General features: G+C 59.4%; 17 protein-coding genes. 14 read left to right on the top strand and 3 right to left on the bottom strand.

Features of this window, described 5'->3' with window-relative positions; translation table 11 throughout:
- Nucleotides 1–175 precede the first annotated feature (175 nt).
- The 3 genes from ACM6J5_RS03095 to ACM6J5_RS03105 all read left to right on the top strand — a co-directional run bounded on the left by ACM6J5_RS03095 (nt 176) and on the right by ACM6J5_RS03105 (nt 3,262).
- The gene (locus ACM6J5_RS03095; RefSeq protein WP_095941838.1) at nt 176–562 is read left to right on the top strand and encodes a c-type cytochrome; all 387 of its coding nucleotides are present in this window, start codon (nt 176–178) and stop codon (nt 560–562) included.
- A gap of 22 nt (nt 563–584) precedes the next feature.
- Nucleotides 585–1,979, top strand: a complete 1,395-nt coding sequence (locus ACM6J5_RS03100; protein ID WP_414927798.1) for a D-arabinono-1,4-lactone oxidase — start codon at nt 585–587, stop codon at nt 1,977–1,979.
- Between the two features lie 74 nt (nt 1,980–2,053).
- Nucleotides 2,054–3,262 (top strand): DSD1 family PLP-dependent enzyme, encoded by a 1,209-nt coding sequence (locus tag ACM6J5_RS03105; protein WP_414927848.1) that lies wholly within the window; start codon nt 2,054–2,056, stop codon nt 3,260–3,262.
- Between the two features lie 105 nt (nt 3,263–3,367).
- Here the strand turns inward: ACM6J5_RS03105 and ACM6J5_RS03110 are convergent, their stop codons facing one another.
- Nucleotides 3,368–4,285, bottom strand: coding sequence for a transporter (locus tag ACM6J5_RS03110; protein ID WP_371918206.1), 918 nt, complete (start codon nt 4,283–4,285; stop codon nt 3,368–3,370).
- A 238-nt stretch (nt 4,286–4,523) separates the two neighbouring features.
- Here ACM6J5_RS03110 and ACM6J5_RS03115 point away from each other — a divergent pair, with 238 nt between their 5' ends.
- The 11 genes from ACM6J5_RS03115 (at nt 4,524) to ACM6J5_RS03165 (ending at nt 15,149) form a co-directional block, all read left to right on the top strand.
- Complete coding sequence (locus ACM6J5_RS03115; RefSeq protein WP_414927799.1) at nt 4,524–5,564, top strand: AraC family transcriptional regulator; 1,041 nt, start codon at nt 4,524–4,526, stop codon at nt 5,562–5,564.
- Nucleotides 5,565–5,654: 90 nt separating this feature from the next.
- Nucleotides 5,655–6,542 (top strand): Dyp-type peroxidase, encoded by an 888-nt coding sequence (locus ACM6J5_RS03120; RefSeq protein ID WP_095941843.1) that lies wholly within the window; start codon nt 5,655–5,657, stop codon nt 6,540–6,542.
- A gap of 16 nt (nt 6,543–6,558) precedes the next feature.
- Nucleotides 6,559–7,527, top strand: coding sequence for a Gfo/Idh/MocA family protein (locus ACM6J5_RS03125; protein WP_414927800.1), 969 nt, complete (start codon nt 6,559–6,561; stop codon nt 7,525–7,527).
- A 220-nt stretch (nt 7,528–7,747) separates the two neighbouring features.
- Nucleotides 7,748–8,500, top strand: a complete 753-nt coding sequence (locus ACM6J5_RS03130; RefSeq protein WP_095941845.1) for a GntR family transcriptional regulator — start codon at nt 7,748–7,750, stop codon at nt 8,498–8,500.
- Nucleotides 8,497–10,227, top strand: coding sequence for a fumarate reductase/succinate dehydrogenase flavoprotein subunit (locus ACM6J5_RS03135; protein WP_095941846.1), 1,731 nt, complete (start codon nt 8,497–8,499; stop codon nt 10,225–10,227). The genes ACM6J5_RS03130 and ACM6J5_RS03135 overlap by 4 nt, the downstream gene beginning before the upstream one ends.
- 26 nt (nt 10,228–10,253) lie before the next feature.
- Nucleotides 10,254–10,499 (top strand): ferredoxin family protein, encoded by a 246-nt coding sequence (locus tag ACM6J5_RS03140; RefSeq protein WP_008050632.1) that lies wholly within the window; start codon nt 10,254–10,256, stop codon nt 10,497–10,499.
- Nucleotides 10,500–10,740: 241 nt separating this feature from the next.
- On the top strand, nt 10,741–12,147 hold the full coding sequence (locus tag ACM6J5_RS03145) for an ABC transporter substrate-binding protein (RefSeq protein WP_191628403.1): 1,407 nt from the start codon (nt 10,741–10,743) through the stop codon (nt 12,145–12,147).
- A 137-nt stretch (nt 12,148–12,284) separates the two neighbouring features.
- On the top strand, nt 12,285–13,067 hold the full coding sequence (locus ACM6J5_RS03150) for an ABC transporter permease (RefSeq protein WP_414927801.1): 783 nt from the start codon (nt 12,285–12,287) through the stop codon (nt 13,065–13,067).
- Nucleotides 13,067–13,915 (top strand): ABC transporter ATP-binding protein, encoded by an 849-nt coding sequence (locus ACM6J5_RS03155; protein ID WP_150673364.1) that lies wholly within the window; start codon nt 13,067–13,069, stop codon nt 13,913–13,915. Before ACM6J5_RS03150 ends, ACM6J5_RS03155 begins: the two co-directional genes overlap by 1 nt.
- Entirely contained in the window at nt 13,912–14,874 is a 963-nt protein-coding gene (locus ACM6J5_RS03160) for a HEAT repeat domain-containing protein (protein WP_414927802.1), read from the top strand. The genes ACM6J5_RS03155 and ACM6J5_RS03160 overlap by 4 nt, the downstream gene beginning before the upstream one ends.
- Nucleotides 14,871–15,149 (top strand): DUF971 domain-containing protein, encoded by a 279-nt coding sequence (locus ACM6J5_RS03165; RefSeq protein ID WP_414927803.1) that lies wholly within the window; start codon nt 14,871–14,873, stop codon nt 15,147–15,149. The genes ACM6J5_RS03160 and ACM6J5_RS03165 overlap by 4 nt, the downstream gene beginning before the upstream one ends.
- Before the next feature lie 313 nt (nt 15,150–15,462).
- Here ACM6J5_RS03165 and ACM6J5_RS03170 read toward each other — a convergent pair whose 3' ends face one another.
- Together ACM6J5_RS03170 and ACM6J5_RS03175 are read right to left on the bottom strand one after the other, a co-directional pair.
- Entirely contained in the window at nt 15,463–16,812 is a 1,350-nt protein-coding gene (locus ACM6J5_RS03170; protein ID WP_218194537.1) for a KamA family radical SAM protein, read from the bottom strand.
- A gap of 162 nt (nt 16,813–16,974) precedes the next feature.
- Complete coding sequence (locus ACM6J5_RS03175) at nt 16,975–18,102, bottom strand: pyridoxal phosphate-dependent aminotransferase (RefSeq protein ID WP_414927804.1); 1,128 nt, start codon at nt 18,100–18,102, stop codon at nt 16,975–16,977.
- Between the last annotated feature and the right edge of the window lie 4 nt (nt 18,103–18,106).

An 18,106-nucleotide genomic window follows, 5' to 3' on the forward strand; every position in this document is an offset into this window, starting at 1 on the left:
CGCACAGCGTGGTGTTCGGGGATTTATCGGGCCTTGTGTCATGGCCTCAGAAGCTCCCCTTGTTGGCCCCCAATGCCCTCAACCCGCCCGCGCGGGGTGCCTTAATGTTGACTCTCCTTGATCACAACAAAAAAGGCTGTGCCCGACTGGCCGGGCAGCCAATGAGAGAACAGCCATGCGGGCATGCCGATTAACTGAAAAGCCTAGCCTTTGTTTGGCCTTGGTGGGGTGCGTCTTTGCGGCGTTGCTGGCGGGGTGCGGCGAAGCGCCGGACAACCCGCCGACCCGCAGCGAAGCAGGCACCGCGAGGCCCGCCGACGCCGAGCTGGCGCAGGTCTACGACAACAGCTGCAAGCTTTGCCATGCCAACCCGGCGGCCGGGGCGCCGCTGACCGGCGACATCAAGGCCTGGCAACCACGGGTATTGCAGGGCGCCGACACGCTGCTCGACCACGCGATCAACGGTTATAACGGCATGCCGCCGATGGGCATGTGCATGCAGTGTTCGCAAGAACAGTTCCTGGCGCTGATTGCCTTTATGTCCGGCCAGCCCATCCAATGACAAGAACGGCAAGGTGCGATTCATGACGATGGACCTGACACGGCGTCAGTTGTTGCAACGGGCGAGCGTCATCGGCGCCTTTACCGCGCTCGGCTCAACACCGGCACTGGCCGAGCTGCTGCGCGCACCGCGCCTGATTCCCTGGCGCAATTGGTCGGGCGGCCAGAGTTGCCTGCCGGCGGCGCGGCTGGCGCCCAAGAACCTGGATGAGTTGACACACGTGGTGCGCCAAGCCCCCGGCAAGATTCGGCCGGTGGGCTCGGCGCATTCCTTCAGTGCGCTGGTGCCCACCGACGGTACCTTGCTGTCGCTGAGCTATTTCACAGGTTTGCTCGATCACGATGCGCAAACCCTGCAGGCCGAGTTCGCCGCCGGCACGCCGATGTCGCGCATGGGCACGCCGCTCAAGGACATCGGCCAGGCCCTGCAGAACATGGCCGACATCGATTACCAGACCCTGGCGGGCGCGATCTCGACCTCGACCCACGGTACTGGCAAGCACTTTCAATCCTGTTCGGCGCATGTCTGCGGCATGCAGTTGGTGACCGCCAGCGGCGAGGTAGTGGACTGCGACAGCACGCGTCATCCTGAAGTGTTCAACGCCGCCCGGGTATCGCTCGGCGCGCTCGGGGTGGCCACGAAAATTCGTCTGCAAAATCGCCCGGCCTATCGCCTGCGGGAGCGCCAATGGATCGCTAAAACCGAAGAGCTGCTGGAAGACCTGGACAAGAACACCCGGGAAAACCAGCACTGGGAAATGCTCGTGGTGACCCATTCCGACTACGCCTTGTCGATCGCCCTGAACGAAACCACCGACCCGGCCACACCGCCGGTGCCGGCGGATGAGGAGGGCGGCAACGAATTCGTTACGCTGATCGAGAAAATCGACAAATACGCCAGCGACTTCCCGGACCTGCGCCGCACCCTGCTCAACAGCCTGCGCCACCTGGCCAGTTTCGATGATCGGGTGGGTGACTCGTTCGACATCTACGCCAACGTGCGCACGGTGCGTTTCAACGAAATGGAATATTCCGTGCCGGCCGAATACGGCCCGGCCTGTTTGCGCGAGATCCTCAAACTGATCCAGGACAAGGACCTGCGCACCTGGTTTCCTATTGAATACCGGTACGTCAAGGCCGACGACATACCCCTGAGCATGTTCGAAGGCCGCGACAGCTGTTCGATTTCGGTGCACCAGCATTACCAGATGGATCATCACAACTTTTTTGCCGCCATCGAGCCGATTTTCTGGAAGTACAACGGCCGGCCCCACTGGGGCAAGTTGCACACGCTGAACGCGAAAAACCTGCGGCCGCTGTACCCGCGCTGGCAGGAATTCAGCCAGGTGCGGCAGGCGCTCGACCCCAGCGGCAAATTTCTCAACGCGCATCTGTCTTCCATTCTGGGGGTGAGCTGATGGCCGTCAATCGCCGCAATTTCTTGCTTGGCAGCGCAGGCGTCGGCGCCTTGTTGGTGGGTGTCGGGGCGTGGCTGCGGCCGGGTGACCGAGGCGCGCCGTACAGCGATTACTTCCGTACGCTGAACCGCGAACTCAAGGACCGCGGGCCGATGCGACCGGTGATGTTGATCGACCTTGATCGGCTGGATCACAACATCGATGTGGTGATGCAATCGGTCAAGCGCGCCGGCAAGCACCTGCGCCTGGTGGAAAAATCACTGCCGGCACCGGGGCTCCTGGCCTACATCGCCCAGCGCGCCGGCACCCGACGGCTGATGTCGTTTCACCAACCCTTTCTCAATCATGACGCCGTGCAGTTTGCCGAGGCCGACATTCTGTTGGGCAAGCCGCTGCCGGTGCGGTCAGCCGAGCTGTTCTATCAATCGCACAAGGGGCCTTTCGACCCTTCCAGACAACTGCAATGGTTGCTTGATACGCCCCAACGCTTGCAGCAATACCTTGCCCTGGCGCAGGGGCTGGGCACGCGAATACGGGTGAACATCGAACTGGATGTCGGGCTGCATCGCGGTGGCGTCAGCGACCTTGGCGTACTCGGGCAGATGCTGGCGCTGATCAGCCAGCACCCGCAGCACCTGGAATTCGCCGGGTTCATGGGCTACGACCCGTTCGTGGGCATGGGTGTGCCGGGGATTCTGGGCTCGCCCGAGGAACTGTTCGCCAAGGTGATGGTGATTTATCACCGCTGCGTCGATTTCACCCGTCAGCAATACCCCGGTTTGTGGCGCGAAGGGTTGACCCTCAACACGGCCGGGAGCCCGAGCTATCGCATGCATGAGCATGAACAACTGAGCAGCGAAGTGTCGGTGGGGACGGCGATGCTCAAGCCCACTCACTATGATTTGCCGTCTCTGGCGGAGCATGTGCCGGCCGCTTATATCGCCACGCCGGTGTTGAAAAGCACCGGGGAGGTGAATATTCCGGCGCTGGATGACAAGTCCAGGCTGTTTTCCTGGTGGGACACCAATCAGCGCGAGACGTATTTCATTTATGGCGGTAACTGGATGGCGGAGTTCGAATCGCCAGCGGGGTTGCAGAGCAATGGCGTGTATGGCCGCAGCTCGAACCAGGAAATGGTCAATGGTTCGGCGGCGGTGGGGCTGACGGTAGAGGACCAGGTGTTCTTGCGGCCAATCCAGACCGAGTCGGTGTTGTTGCAGTTCGGGGATTTGCTGGCGGTTCGGGGTGGGAAGATTGTGGAGAGCTGGCCTGTGTATTCCTGAAGAAGATTCTGAGTCTGTTAAACCGCTATCGCGAGCAGGCTCACTCCCACATTAGGAATGCATTCCAATGTAGGAGTGAGCCTGCTCGCGATAGCGTCAGCTCAGTCAAAACGCATAGGGAATACTGACCTTCGCCCAAAGCATTTCCCCTTCAGGCCGGTTTTCCACGTCGAACTCCTTGGCCCAGCGAATCTCCGCGCTGGCGTATTCGAGAAAGGTCCAGTGCAGCGCCGGGCCAATGGCAAACACCTGGCCGCGCACCCCGTCGTTCACGTCCTGGCCATTGAACTGCACGGTGTGGCCGAATTGTTTGTCGTCGGTGGTTTGCTTGAGGTAGTAGCCGTTCAAACCGAGCATCAGGTTGTCGGTGATCTTGAAACTGGCCGAGTAATCGAAGTGGAAAATCTGCCCCGACTTGTAATCGGTGTCCTTGTTTTTCCCGTTGAAACTGTAGGTGGTCTTCATCGACACCTCGGTTCTGTCCGTCGGCAGCCAGGTGAAGGAGAACAGCGGTTTGTAGGTGTAGAAGTTGTTGCTGGTGTTGGCCAGGCGATCGACGCTGTATTCGCCGGTCGGCACGGTGACTTCAATGGCGGCGCCGAGGGTCAGGTCTGGGCCCATGTCCCAGAGAATGATCGGCGCAAACGTTGTGTCACCCATGCCTTCACGGGTGTCCTGCGGCAAGCCGAACACCGAGACCTCCTGCTTGAGCCAGGGCTGCGCGATATAGCCCGCCAGCCGGCCGCCAAACACTCGCACCGGGCTGAGGTAGTCCAGGCGCGGAATGACCGCCGTGGACTCGATCTCGACGTTCGGCACCTTGCCGCCGAGGGAGCTGATGTTGAGCTTCGTGGCTTTGTAGTGGTTGTAGTAGAGGTTGAACGCAACCATGTTCTCCGGAAGGCTGTCGGGCGAAAGCGGCAACATGAAAAAGCCGTCGGTGCCGGTGCCGATATTGTCCACGCCAGCCTCGGTGGCCAGCGCCGGTTGCAGGGCACAGACGCCGGCCAGGCCAATGACCATCAAGGGAAGTGTCGTGCGGGTCGGGATCATGGGTGTACTCATTATTATTGTTAGCGGGCTGTCCGGCATCCATACGAGGGCCGCAACATAGAAATAAGCTGTCTGCGCCCTGCAAGGCAGGGTATTGGCGGCCATTTAGGGGGACTTCTGCGGACAGCCGTTGAACCCTGTGCTAACTTGCTTCGACATAACCGGTTACAAAAATAAGAATGCAGCTCGACCCGGAATGTATGGCCCCATGCAAATGAAAGTGACCGATCCCACCTTTGAACTGGCGCTGGTGTCGCCGTTTCTCCTGCAGACCCTGGCCGAAGTCGCCGAGCAAAAAGGCATCCACCCACAGAGCCTGTGCCGAGGGTTGGGGTTTACCTTTGAAGACCTGCAGGACCCGGCGCAGCGTATTTCCTATCGCCAGGCCGTGGCGATGATTCAGCGCGCGCTCAAGGCTTTGCCCAATCAGGGGCTGGGCTTGTGGGTCGGCGCGCAGAATGTGCTCGGTACGCTGGGGTTGTTGGGGCATGTGTTGTCGCTGTGCAAGACCCTGCGCGATGCGTTCGAGCTGGGCATTCGCCATCAACACACCTCTGGCGGCATTGTCGTGTCGAGTGTGGAGGAGGCGGGGGATCGGGTGTTTGTCGACGTTGAATGCCGCTTGCCGTTCGCCGACGTGCAGTTGTTCGCGGTCGAGGAGTTTTTCGCCAGCCTGCTGGTGTACGGCCGGGCGCTGGTCGGGGCGGATTTCAAGCCGATGGCCGTGGAGTTCATGCATGCCGCGCCGGACTATCTCGGCGAATATTCGCGCCTGCTGGGGGTGGACGTGCGTTTCGGTTGCCTGCAAAACCGCATGGTGATCGAGGCGCATTGGCTGGGCGTTCACCTGCCCAATCACCACTCCCTGGCCCTGCGTCAGGCCGTGAAACTGCTCGAACTGGAAGCCGCGCAGGTGCACCGGAAAATGGATCTGATCCAGGCCGTGGAACGGGCGATTGCCCGGGACCTGACCGAGGGCAGCCACATCGAGAAAATCGCCGGCGACCTGAACATGAGCAGCCGCACCTTGCGCCGCCGCCTCACCGAACATGCGCTGACCTTCGAAACGCTGCTGGAGCAAGTGCGCCAGGCCCGCACCATGAGCCTGCTGGCCAACCCGGACATGTCCATCGAACGCATCACCGAAGAGGTCGGCTACAGCGACGTGCGCAGCTTTCGCCGGGCGTTCAAGCGCTGGACCGGCATGAGCCCGAGTGCGTTCCGCAACGAAAGCCCCAGCGCGGTTTGATCTTTTGTGGCGAGCGGCTTCTGTGGCCTCTGACGGCACACAAACCCTCGTACTCCGGTTAAACTCTGTGCTCTTTTTCGAGGAGTTCATATGAGCCATTACCAGCCGGGCATTCTCGCCACCCCCGTTCCGCCTCAAGCCCGCCATATGTTCTTCGCCCTCGAATCCGCCGAAGCATTGCCGGCTGCACTCGACAACTTGATGCAACGGGTGGACGGGAAATCGGCGGTCGTCGGCTTCGGCGAATCCCTGGTCAAGGCACTGGAGGGGCAGATCGAAGGCCTGCGCACTTTCCCGGCACTGACTGGCGTCGGCGTCGACAACCCGTCGACCCAGCACGCGCTCTGGTGCTGGTTACACGGTGAGGACCGTGGTGAGTTGCTCAACCGCAGCAACGCCATCACCGCGGCACTGGCCCCGGCGTTACGCTTGGTACAGATGAACGAAACCTTCCGCCACATGAGCGGCCATGACCTGACCGGCTACGAAGACGGCACCGAGAACCCCCACGACGCAGCCGCCGTGGCCGCCGCCCTGGTGGGTGAGGGCGCGGACGGTCTGGTCGGTGGCAGCTTCGCCGCGATCCAGCAGTGGCAGCATGACTTGAAAGGATTCCATGGGCTGTCGGCGGATGAAAAAGACAACATCATGGGCCGCCGCTTGAGCGATAACGAAGAGATTGACGACGCGCCGGTTTCCGCCCACGTCAAACGCACCGCCCAGGAAAGCTTTGCGCCCGAGGCCTTCGTGGTGCGCCGTTCGATGCCGTGGATCGAAGGCGACCGCGCCGGCCTGATGTTCCTGGCCTTCGGTTTTTCCCTCGATGCCTTCGAAGCCCAACTGCGCCGCATGAGTGGCCTGGAAGACGGCATCACCGACGGTCTGTACCGCATCAGCCGTCCGATCACCGGTGGTTACTACTGGTGCCCGCCGCTCAAGGACGGTCGACTGGACCTGCGCGCATTGCGTGTCGGCTAAGCAGCAAGGAAAACCTATGAATGTGGTGCGCTGGGGCATGATCGGTTGTGGCAGCGTCGCTGAACGCAAAAGCGGGCCAGCCTTCTACAAGGCGCCCGGATCGGCGTTGGTGGCGGTGATGGGCCGGCGTCTTGAAGCCGTCACCGACTACGCCGAGCGCCACGGCATCGTGCGGGTCTACACCGATGCGCAGGCGCTGATCAACGATCCCGAAGTCGACGCGGTGTACATCGCCACGCCGCCCGACAGCCATCACGCCTATGCCTTGCAGGTGGCCGCCGCCGGCAAGCATTGCTGCGTGGAAAAACCGATGGCGCTGAATGCCGGGCAAAGCCGTGAAATGCAGCAGGTGTTTGCCGATGCCGGGCTGCACCTGTTCGTGTCCTATTACCGACGTTCGCTGCCACGCTTCCGGCAAGTGCGGCAGTGGCTGGAGGACGGGCGGATCGGCGAGGTCCGGCACTTGAGCTGGACCCTCACCAAAGCCCCGTCGGCAGCGGATCAAAACGGCAGCGATAACTGGCGCACCGACCCGGCGATTGCCGGTGGTGGCTACTTCGCCGATCTGGCTAGCCATGGCCTGGACCTGTTTCAGTACCTGTTCGGCGATATCGTCGAAGTCGCCGGGTTCACCGCGCGGCAGGCCGGTTTGTACGCGGCCGAAGATGCCGTCAGCGCCACTTGGCGGTTTGCCAGCGGGGCACTGGGCATGGGCTGCTGGAACTTCGTTGCTGACCGTCGCGAAGACCGGGTCGAAGTGATTGGCAGCAAAGGCCGGATCAGCTTTTCAGTGTTCGATGAACACCCGATCGAGCTGCACGCCGATGAGCACCTCAGCCTGAACATCGAGCATCACGCCCACATTCAGTGGCACCACGTATTGGGCATGAATGCGCATATTCGTGGCGAAGCGCAGCACCCGGCCGTGGCCGAGCAGGCGCTGAAGACCGATTGGGTGATGGACCGGATACTCAAGCGGCACTGAATCTTCAGATCACACAAATCCCCTGTAGGAGCGAGCCTGCTCGCGATAGCGGTTTCACATTCAACATTGAAATCGACTGACCCGCCGCCATCGCGAGCAGGCTCGCTCCTACAGTTTTGGATTGCGTTGCACTTCTAACCTTATGCGCATTCGGTATTTCTCAAGTCTGTCATGACTTCTCTAAGATCACGTCATAACTCGTTATAACAAGTGATCCGCCATGACCGATAACGTTCTATCCCTGAGCAGCGTCCCGTTGCACACCCAGCTGCGTGACGTGCTGCGCGCCCGCATCCTCGACGGCGAATACCCGCAAGACAGCCAGATGCCTTCCGAAAGCGAGCTTGGCACGTTGTTCAAGGTCAGCCGCATCACCGTGCGCCAGGCCTTGGGTGACCTGCAAAAGGAAGGGCTGATCTTCAAGATCCACGGCAAGGGCACTTTTGTCGCCAAGCCGAAAACCTTCCAGAACGTCAGCACCCTGCAAGGCCTGGCCGAGTCCATGACCGGTCGCGGCTATGAGGTGATCAACCGCCTGCGCAGCTTCAAATTCATTGCCGCTGACAAACTCGTCGCCGAGCGTTTGCAGGTGGCTGAAGGCGAGGTCGTGGCGCAGATCAAACGGGTGCGCCTGATCAATCGCGAGCCGATTTCCCTGGAAATCACTTACCTGCCCAAGGCCATTGGTGAACGCCTTGAAAAAGCCGACCTGGTCACCCGCGACATTTTCCAGATCCTGGAAAACGACTGCGGCCTGACCCTGGGGCATGCCGACCTGGCCATCGATGCGGTACTGGCCGACAGCGACCTGACTCGGGCGCTGAGCGTCGAACCCGGCTCGCCGATCATGCGTATCGAACGCCTGACCCACGATGTCGACGGTTGGCCACTGGACTTCGAACACCTTTACTACCGTGGCGATGCTTTCCAGTACCGCCTGCGGATCGACCGGCAAAAAGGGGAGCAGGCATGACGCGCAGCACGCTGGAGCAGGAATACGACATCGTTGTCATTGGCGGCGGCACCGCCGGCCCCATGGCGGCGATCAAGGCCAAGGAACGCAACCGCGACCTGCGGGTGTTGTTGATCGACAAGGCCAACGTCAAGCGCAGCGGCGCGATCAGCATGGGCATGGACGGCCTGAACAACGCGATCATTCCCGGCCATTCGACGCCAGAGCAGTACACCAAGGAAATCACCATCGCCAATGACGGCATCGTCAACCAGGCCGCGGTGTACGCCTATGCCACCCACAGCTTCGAGACGATCGAGCAACTGGACCGCTGGGGCGTGAAATTCGAGAAGGACGAAACCGGCGACTACGCAGTGAAGAAGGTCCACCACATGGGCGCCTACGTGTTGCCGATGCCGGAAGGGCACGACATCAAGAAAGTCCTCTATCGGCAGTTGAAACGTGCGCGGGTGAGCATCACCAATCGCCTGGTCTGCACCCGATTGCTGACGGACGAAGAGGGCGCGGTCAACGGCGTGATGGGCTTCGACTGCCGCACCGCTGACTTCCATGTGATCAAGGCCAAGGCGGTGATCCTCGCCTGCGGTGCCGCCGGACGCCTGGGGTTGCCGTCCTCGGGCTACCTGATGGGCACCTACGAAAACCCGACCAATGCCGGCGACGGCTACTCGATGGCCTACCACGCCGGGGCCGAGCTGGCGAACCTGGAATGCTTCCAGATCAACCCGCTGATCAAGGACTACAACGGCCCGGCTTGCGCCTACGTCACCGGCCCCTTGGGTGGCTACACCGCCAATAACAAGGGCGAGCGCTTCATCGAGTGCGACTACTGGAGCGGGCAGATGATGTGGGAGTTCCATCAGGAACTGGAAAGCGGCAATGGTCCGGTGTTCCTCAAGCTCGATCACCTGGCCGAGGAAACCATTCAGAACATCGAAGAGATCCTGCACAGCAACGAGCGTCCGAGTCGCGGCCAGTTCCACGCCAATCGCGGCACCGACTACCGCACGCAGATGGTCGAGATGCACATCTCGGAAATCGGTTTTTGCAGCGGGCATTCGGCGTCGGGGGTGTGGGTCAACGAGAAGGCCGAGACCTCGGTCAAGGGCTTGTACTCGGCGGGGGACATGGCTGCCGTGCCGCACAACTACATGCTCGGTGCGTTCACCTATGGATGGTTCGCCGGCCACAACGCGGCGGATTTTGTCGCCGGGCGCGAGTTTTCAGCGCTGGATGCCACGCAGGTCGAAACCGAAAAGCAACGGGTCTATGCACCGCTGGATCGCGAGCATGGCCTGCCGCCGGCCCAGGTCGAATACAAGCTGCGGCGCTTCGTCAACGACTACCTGCAACCGCCGAAAGTGACGAAAAAGATGCAGATCGGCCTGCAACGCTTCAGCGACATCCAGCGCGACCTCGACCAGATCAAGGCCCACAACGCCCATGAACTGATGCGCGCCATGGAAGTCAGCATGATCCGCGACTGCGCAGAAATGGCCGCCCGCGCTTCATTGTTCCGCGCCGAAAGCCGCTGGGGGCTTTACCACCACCGCGTCGATCACCCACAACGCAACGACCGCGACTGGTTCTGCCATTGCCACCTGAAGAAAGACGAAAACGGTTTGATGAGCAGTTTCAAGAAAGCCGTCGAGCCTTACATCATCCCGCTGGATGCCGACGAGATGCAGGCCTACGACCGGCTGCGGGTCGGCGCGGATGCCGCCTGAGCATCACCCAAGAGAGAGACCGTGAAATGGCCTATCAAGCCCAGGAAATCTTCTTCCGTTCCAACGCCCCCGTCACCGTCGACGAGGACAAATGCATCGCCCACAAAGGCTGCACCGTGTGCGTCGACGTTTGCCCGATGGACCTGCTGGCCATCAACCCGGCCACGCAAAAGGCCTACATGGCGTTCGATGAGTGCTGGTATTGCATGCCCTGTGAAAAGGACTGCCCGACTGGCGCGGTGAAAGTCGAAATCCCGTACCTGCTGCGCTGAACACAAATCAATGTAGGAGCGAGCCTGCTCGCGATGAAGCCAGCACTGGCGACATCTCCATTGACTGAAAGGACGCCATCGCGAGCAGGCTCACTCCTACAGTGGATCGTGGGCTGCTCAAATAATATTCAAAGCCATCCGGCCACCACCGGACGCCTGATTCACAACACCCCTCGTTTCCCACCACGCCCTGATCGTGGCGGAGACGAACATCCAATAAATGATTCGAGGGGAAACACTCATGATGTTGCGTGCAGCTTTGGCCGGTCTGGTACTGGCTTCATTCACCCTGTCGGCTTCGGCCGAAACCATCCGCATTGCCATCGGCACCCAGGACACCACCATCAATTGCGCCGCCGGCGGATTGTTGATTCGCGAACTCGGGCTGCTGGACAAATACCTGCCCCACGATGGCCCCTACAAAGACGCCCAGTACGAGGTGCAGTGGAAAAACTTCACCAGTGGCGCCCCCCTGACCAACGAGATGGTGGCCGGCAAACTCGACTTCGGCGCCATGGCTGACTTCCCCGGCGCGTTCAACGGCGTGGCGTTCGAAACGGCGGGCAAGCACAGCCTGTTCATCAGCGTGCTGTCGGGCAGCATCAAGGGCAGCGGCAACGGCATCGTGGTGCCAAGCGCATCGGGCGTGCAGTCGCTGGCAGAGCTCAAGGGCAAGACCATTTCCGTGCCGTTCGCTTCCACCGCCCATGGCATGCTGCTGCGCGCCGTCGCGGCCCAGGGCTGGGACCCGCTCAAGGACGTGAACATCATCGCCCAGCCGCCGGAAGTCGCCGGCTCCGCGTTGCAGGCCGGCAAGATCGATGCTCACGCTGACTTCGTGCCCTTCGCCGAGCTGTTTCCGAGCCGGGGTTTCGCCCGCAAGATTTATGACGGTGCCCAGGCCAACGCGCCGACCTTCCACGGTGCACTGGTCGATCAGGCCTATGCGAAAAAGTACCCGGAGATCGTCGTCGCTTACCTGCGGGCGAGTATCGAAGCCAACCAGCTGCTGACGGCTGAGCCGGAGAAATATAGCGAGTTGATCGCCAAGGTCACCGGGGTCGATGCCGAGGTCAATTACCTGTTCCATGGCCCTCTCGGTGTGCAGACCCGCGACCTGAGCTGGAAGCCGGAATACCGTCAGGCCGTGGGCACCGCCATCAATACCCTCAAGTTGTTGAAAAAGGCTGATCGCGGTCTGGATCTCAACACCTTCATCGACGACCAATACATCCGCGCCGCCTTCAAGGCCTCGAACCTGGACTACAGCGCGCAACTGTCCAGTTACGGGCAGGCGCCGCTCAAGGCCGTCGATGCCGCCAGCGGCCAAGCCATCACCGACTTCAGCCACGTGGCGGAAATCTGGGTGCGCGGTGAGCCGAAAGTCCGCCAGTACGCCTCGGCGGAGTCGGCATTTACCGCGCTGACAGCGCTGAAACAGGAAGGCAAGAACATCCGCGCGGTGTACGCCCAGGCCAGCGACAGCGGGATCAAGTTGCTGGCGGATCAGGCGTGGTTTGCCACTGATGGGAAAGGGCAACTGAGCGCGTTCCTGCTCAAAGGCCAGGCCCAACAATTTGCCACGGCGCAGGGCGGCAAGGTCTTTGACTTTACCGATGCCACTGCTCAGGCCGTGGCTGTTCGCTAACCGAGAAAGCACCGCAGTCCATTGTGGGAGCGAGCCTGCTCGCGAATGCGGTGGGTCAGTCGACATCGATGTTGAATGTCAGTCCGCTATCGCGAGCAGGCTCGCTCCCACAGGGATCTCGGTTGAGAGGAATAATTGTGTACCGATCCTATTCACGCTGGATTCTCAGGGCCGCATCCTTGCTGCTCTGCCTGCTGTTCTGGCAACTCGCCGCCAGCCACCACTGGAACCTCGGCCTGGTGACCTTCGCCAACGTTCCGACACCTTTGGCGGTCATTGAAGCCGCCCTCGGCCTCGGCGACTCCGGCAAGCTCGCGCAGCACCTGGGCAGCAGCCTCGGCCGGGTGTTCGCCGGCTACCTCGCGGCACTGATCATCGGCGTGGCGCTGGGTCTGGCCATCGGCCGCTCGAAATGGGCCGAGGATCTGTTGCTGCCGCCCCTGGAAGTGCTGCGCCCGATCCCGGCCGTGGCGTGGATTCCCCTGGCGATCCTGATGTTTCCCTCCTCGGAACTGTCGATGCTGTTCATCACCTTCACCGGCGCACTGTTCCCGATCCTGCTCAACACCGTACACGGCGTCGAAGGCGTTGACCCGCGGCTGATCGCCTCGGCGAAAAGCCTCGGGGCAGGGCGCCGGGCCATCCTGCTGGAGGTCGTTCTTCCGGGCGCTGCGCCCAGCATCATCACCGGCCTGGCCATCGGCATGGGCACCTCGTGGTTCTGCCTGGTGACGGCGGAAATGATCTCCGGCCAATTCGGCATCGGCTATTACACCTGGGAGTCCTACACCATCCAGAATTACGCCGATATCGTGGTCGGCATGTTGCTGATCGGCGTGCTCGGGATGGGCAGCAGCCTGTTGATCAAGCGTCTGGGCGGGCTGTTCACGCCCTGGCATCGACCGCGAGGAAAAGCCTGATGAGCGTTTTTCAACACCTGGAAGGGCGTATCGATATTCGCGGGCTGTCGATCAGCCTGGGCGAGGGCGACACTGCCTTCGAAGCGGTGCAGGGCCTCGATTGCCAGATCGAGCCGGGTCAGTTTGTGTGCATTCTCGGGCCGTCCGGTTGCGGTAAATCCACCTTGCTCGGCGCGCTGGCCGGTCACTTGCAACCGCGCACCGGCACCTTGAACGTGGATGGCGCGCCGGTATCGGGGCCATCGCCGCAACGCGGTATGGTATTCCAGCAGCACACACTGTTTCCGTGGCGCACGGTGCGTGACAACGTGGCGTTCGGCTTGAAAATGCAAGGCATCGGCAAGGCCGAACGGCACAAGGCGGCGGATGAAATCCTCGCCCTGGTGGGCCTCGAAGGTTTTGCCGAGCGTTGGCCCGATCAGCTCTCCGGCGGCATGCAACAACGAGTGGAAATCGCTCGGGTGCTGGTCAACCGTCCGCGCCTGTTGCTGATGGACGAACCCTTCGGCGCCCTCGATGCCCTGACCCGATTGAACATGCAGGAACTGCTGCTGGACATCTGGACGCGCATCCGCACCACCGTGGTGTTTGTCACCCATGACATCGACGAAGCGCTGTTCCTCGCCGACCGCTTGCTGGTCATGAGCTCGCGCCCCGGGCGAATCATCGAAGACCTGCACCTGGACTTCCCCCGGCCGCGCAGCACGGAACTGATGACCCGCCCTGAATTCTCGCACCTCAAACGCCATTGCCTCGAACTCCTGCGGCATGAAGACGGCCGGCAACTGCCGCGTCTGAACCCGCTCGGACTTCCCCCTGAAACCAAACTGCCGCGATTTGCCCTATGACCTCACTATTCGATGTAACCGATAACGACGACATCCTTGCCCTGCAACCGCGCCTGACCGATGACGACCCCTGCGTGCGCCGGATCGCGCTGATCGAACTGGCCGATCTCGAGGAACCGGACGGCCTGCTGTGGTTGACCGATCGACTGGCCGCAGACCCGATTGCAGAGGTGCGCGCCGAAGCCGCGCGGTTGCTGGAAGCCTGGGAGGACGAGCCGGTGGTCGAGGCGTTGTGCCAGGCCCTGACGGATCCATCCCCGGCTGTGCAGGTGGCCGCTGCGCAAAGCCTCAGCCTGCTCAAGAGTGAAGCGGCGGGCCGGGTCATCCTGCCGTGGACCGGGCACGCCGACAGCGGCGTACGCATCGCCGCCTTCAGGGCGTTGCGCGAGTTGCGTTGCCCCGATGCCGCCGATGCGGCTGCCCGGGCACTGATTGATGAAAGCGCCAGCGTGCGCCGCGAGGCGGTGGGCGTGCTCGGCTGGCTCAAGCAACTCGATGCCTTGCCGGCACTGGCGCGCTTGGCCAGTGACGACCCGGACACCGACGTGCGGCGTGCCGCCACCGGGGCCCTGGGCCTGGCGTTTGACGCACAGGTGCTGCCGGCCCTGCGCCAGGCCTTGCGCGACGATGCCTGGCAAGTCCGCGAGGAAGCCGCCACCACCCTGGGCAAGGTCGGCCACCTCGACGCCGGCCCGGCCCTGATCGACGCCCTGAACGACGATTACTGGCAGGTGCGCCTGCGCGCCACCCGCAGCCTCGGTCGCTTGCGTTTTGTGCCGGCGCTCGAAGCGCTGATCGACACCCTCGGCCACCCCATCAGCAACCTGCGCAAGGAAGCCGCGTTGGCCCTCGGCGAATTGAACGATCCACGGGCCATTGCGCCATTGCAGGCCGCGCAGGACGACGGCGACCCTGAAGTGCGCAAGGCCGTGCGCATTGCCTTGAGCCAACTGCAATGAACCCGCTGGCGATTGGCAACTCCCGCAGTAAACAGCAGTTGCGCCTGAACTGGCCGGATGGCCGCGAACAGCTATTGGATCATGCGCAATTGCGCCGGCAGTGCCCGTGCTCGCAGTGCCGGGCATTTCGGTTGCGGGGGATGACGCCGTTGGTGGATGCGCGGGTTCAGGTGATCGAACTGAATCCGCAAGGGTATGGCCTGCAACTGGTGTTCAGCGATGGGCATGAGCGGGGGATTTATCCGTGGGCTTATCTTGCTGGGCTTACCGACTGAATCGAACTCCATACCTCATTGGGAGCTGTCGCGGTCTGCGGTAGCTCCCCCGTGTGCGTTTCCAGTTACTTATGTTGCGAATACAACCCGCTTCGGCGTTAAAACCCAAGGCAGCAGCCGTATGCGGTAATTCCGCACGTATGGATCTGTGCGGGGGGTGGCAGGTGACTGCCATTCCTACCGCGACCAGTTGATCTCGCGTCCTGCGGTTATGAAACGCGGATCCATGAAAACCGCGCACAGAGTATAGAGTGGAAGCACATTGTCCCAGCCTGGCAGTTTGATCATCAGCGGCAACGCTGGCAAAAACGGGTTAAGTAACTTCCCTCTCGAAAAAGAACGCAGTCTCCCCAAAAGCCGGTTTTAGTTGATCGAACCACGTAGCATCGGGATCAAATCGTGCGAAGAATGGCCTCTGCACCCAATCCGGGTTTCGTGCTTGGATAAAACGTAAAACAAACACCTTTTCTCCTCGAATTTCAGCTAAACCGCAGACCTCAACTTTCCCCGGATCTGCGCTCATCGAAGGTCCTCTGGCAGTCCTGGCAATACCTGAAACTTGTTTGACCGCGTCCCGGTAAATTTCCCACGCACATACAAGAGGGACTTCAAAATACCGGCGGGCCCCAGTATCACGCTCGATAAACATATAGTAAGGAATAATGCCTAGTTGAATTTGCGTCTGCCAGAGTCGCGCCCAGACGTCAGCTGAGTCATTGATATGAGCCAGCAACGGGCCCTGGCTACGTATTTGAGCGCCTGTTTGTCGAACACGAAGAATAGCCTCTCGAGCAATGGCAGGCTCAAGTTCCGCCCAATGATTATAATGAGCCATTAACGCTAAGTGTTTACCGCTGTTGATGATCTTCCTAAATAGATCAAGAAGTTCACCTGCGTCGCTGTCAGTCACAAATCGCTGAGGCCAGAAAGAAAGCGCCTTCGTACCAATTCGGATAGTGTGGATGTACTCGAATTCAGGCGTCAAAAGAGGTTCTAGGTAAGCACATAGATTGCTTGTCTTCATAACTAGCGGATCTCCGCCAGTAATTAAAACATCAGTCACTTTAGGGTTGGCCCGAAGATAATCCAATAGCTGGGCGTTTTCCTTAGCAGCAATCTTGAGCGATTGGTCACCCGTGAATTGGGCCCAACGGAAACAAAAAGTACAATAGCTATGGCAAATCTGACCAGCGCTTGGAAAAAACAGCACAGTTTCACGATATTTGTGCTGGACACCCGTTACTGTCACGCCAGACAGTGAAGGAATATTACGCTCCAGCTGTCCTGCTGGATGGGGATTGAGTCTAGCTCTGACCGCTTTTATCGCGACCTCACAGGATGAGCGGTCGGAGTTCCTTAAAAGTAAAGATGCTATTAGATCAAAAGACTCGTTATCCAGCATGTCCTTCTGGGGGAAGGTAAGCTGGTATATAGGGTCGTTTGGAATATTGTGCCAGTCGATCAATTCTTTGATGACATATTCATTGACTCGAAATGGCAGAACGCTTGCCACCACTTTCATCGCCCAAATAGTCCGGCTGTCTAATTTAGCAAGCTGAGGAATCTTGTCAATTTGATTCAAAGTATAAACCTTGAAACGTTCGACCTCGAATTTTTCTGTGAGGCTTTCAACACTTACCGCTATATTTTCAATAGTATACATAATTAGTGACCAATAAAATTTTAGGCCGGAACATAGGTCGCTGTAAGATATGGGGCTGTCTTAGCCTAGAATAAATGCCGCGACCAACTATAATATCTGATGAAACCATGGAACCTCCAAGCGACAACGGTTTCCACACTAGTAACAGCAGTCGTATGAGAATCAGCGATGGTGGACAAGATCAATAATTCTCCCGCACGCTTCTTTAATTTCAGCTTCATTAACGGAAGCAATAGAGATGCGGATATGGTCCTTCATACCGTAAGAAGACCCTGGCGTGGTCGAAACGGATTTAACATTGAGGAGGTCGTCTACAAATTGGGTATCCGAATTCCAAGTAGCACCCAATACTCGGGAAATGTCAGGAAATAGAAAGAAACCACCCTGCGGCCGTACAATGTCAAACGTAGTGCTTAATAATTGATGGCAGTAATAGGCTCGGTGTTGCAACTCATCAATACGTTTTTTAAGGATGCTCTTAGGCAACGCTGTAGCTGCCAAGGCACCGTGCTGCGCAAATGTACACGCATTGTCCGTCATGACGCCCTGAAGCGTGGAGCATCGGTCGATGATTTTTCTATCCGCGAACATATAGCCTATTCTAAAACCAGACATAGAGAACAGTTTTGAGAACGTACGTGTAACCACCAGCAGGCTAGAGTCCGCCATAAGATCCAGAGGGCTAACATATTCACCGCTACCGAAAATGATGCCTTCGTAGGCTTCATCGGAGATGAGTAGAAAGCCAAACTCTTGAGATAATGCCGTCAACTCTAGAATATCTTGTCGACTGAGAATCAAGCCAGTGGGGTTGTGAGGTGAGTTAATAATCAACGCCTTGGTTTTTAGAGTCACCAACTTACGAATTTCAACTATGTTGAGACCCTTATTTCCCATTTCGTAATCGACGGGAATACCTCCGTTAAGTTCTATATAAGATCTATAGGCGGGCCAGCATGGATTCGGAATCAGAACCTCGTCTGCGTTGGATAATATGCATTTCATCAACATAAACAAAGCCTGGCTTGAACCATTGGAAACTAAAATTTCGGCCGGGTCGCACAACTTACTATGCTGTTGAAAGCATCTCTCGATCAACGCGTTTTTTAAAACATCTATGCCAGTAAGATTACAATAGCCAGTGTGCCCATTTATTAAGGCGTCAATCGTCGCGCGAGAAACTTCCTGCGGGACCTCAAGGTTTAGCTCACCGTCGTGCATCTGAATTAAGTCACGTATTTTAGGACCTTCACTCAAAACCTTCGATAACTGCTGGCTCGGATTTGACATGATT

The sequence above is a fragment of the Pseudomonas sp. IT-P74 genome (assembly GCF_949768175.1).
GTDB lineage: Bacteria > Pseudomonadota > Gammaproteobacteria > Pseudomonadales > Pseudomonadaceae > Aquipseudomonas.

Coding starts and splice junctions, on each gene's coding strand:
- ACM6J5_RS03130 (WP_095941845.1), top strand. CDS start 7,748: ATGACCGATAACGTTCTATCCCTGAGCAGCGTCCCGTTGCACACCCAG.
- ACM6J5_RS03110 (WP_371918206.1), bottom strand. CDS start 4,285: ATGGTCATTGGCCTGGCCGGCGTCTGTGCCCTGCAACCGGCGCTGGCC.
- ACM6J5_RS03145 (WP_191628403.1), top strand. CDS start 10,741: ATGATGTTGCGTGCAGCTTTGGCCGGTCTGGTACTGGCTTCATTCACC.
- ACM6J5_RS03140 (WP_008050632.1), top strand. CDS start 10,254: ATGGCCTATCAAGCCCAGGAAATCTTCTTCCGTTCCAACGCCCCCGTC.
- ACM6J5_RS03135 (WP_095941846.1), top strand. CDS start 8,497: ATGACGCGCAGCACGCTGGAGCAGGAATACGACATCGTTGTCATTGGC.
- ACM6J5_RS03125 (WP_414927800.1), top strand. CDS start 6,559: ATGAATGTGGTGCGCTGGGGCATGATCGGTTGTGGCAGCGTCGCTGAA.
- ACM6J5_RS03095 (WP_095941838.1), top strand. CDS start 176: ATGCGGGCATGCCGATTAACTGAAAAGCCTAGCCTTTGTTTGGCCTTG.
- ACM6J5_RS03120 (WP_095941843.1), top strand. CDS start 5,655: ATGAGCCATTACCAGCCGGGCATTCTCGCCACCCCCGTTCCGCCTCAA.
- ACM6J5_RS03100 (WP_414927798.1), top strand. CDS start 585: ATGACGATGGACCTGACACGGCGTCAGTTGTTGCAACGGGCGAGCGTC.
- ACM6J5_RS03155 (WP_150673364.1), top strand. CDS start 13,067: ATGAGCGTTTTTCAACACCTGGAAGGGCGTATCGATATTCGCGGGCTG.
- ACM6J5_RS03170 (WP_218194537.1), bottom strand. CDS start 16,812: ATGTATACTATTGAAAATATAGCGGTAAGTGTTGAAAGCCTCACAGAA.
- ACM6J5_RS03165 (WP_414927803.1), top strand. CDS start 14,871: ATGAACCCGCTGGCGATTGGCAACTCCCGCAGTAAACAGCAGTTGCGC.
- ACM6J5_RS03115 (WP_414927799.1), top strand. CDS start 4,524: ATGCAAATGAAAGTGACCGATCCCACCTTTGAACTGGCGCTGGTGTCG.
- ACM6J5_RS03160 (WP_414927802.1), top strand. CDS start 13,912: ATGACCTCACTATTCGATGTAACCGATAACGACGACATCCTTGCCCTG.
- ACM6J5_RS03175 (WP_414927804.1), bottom strand. CDS start 18,102: ATGTCAAATCCGAGCCAGCAGTTATCGAAGGTTTTGAGTGAAGGTCCT.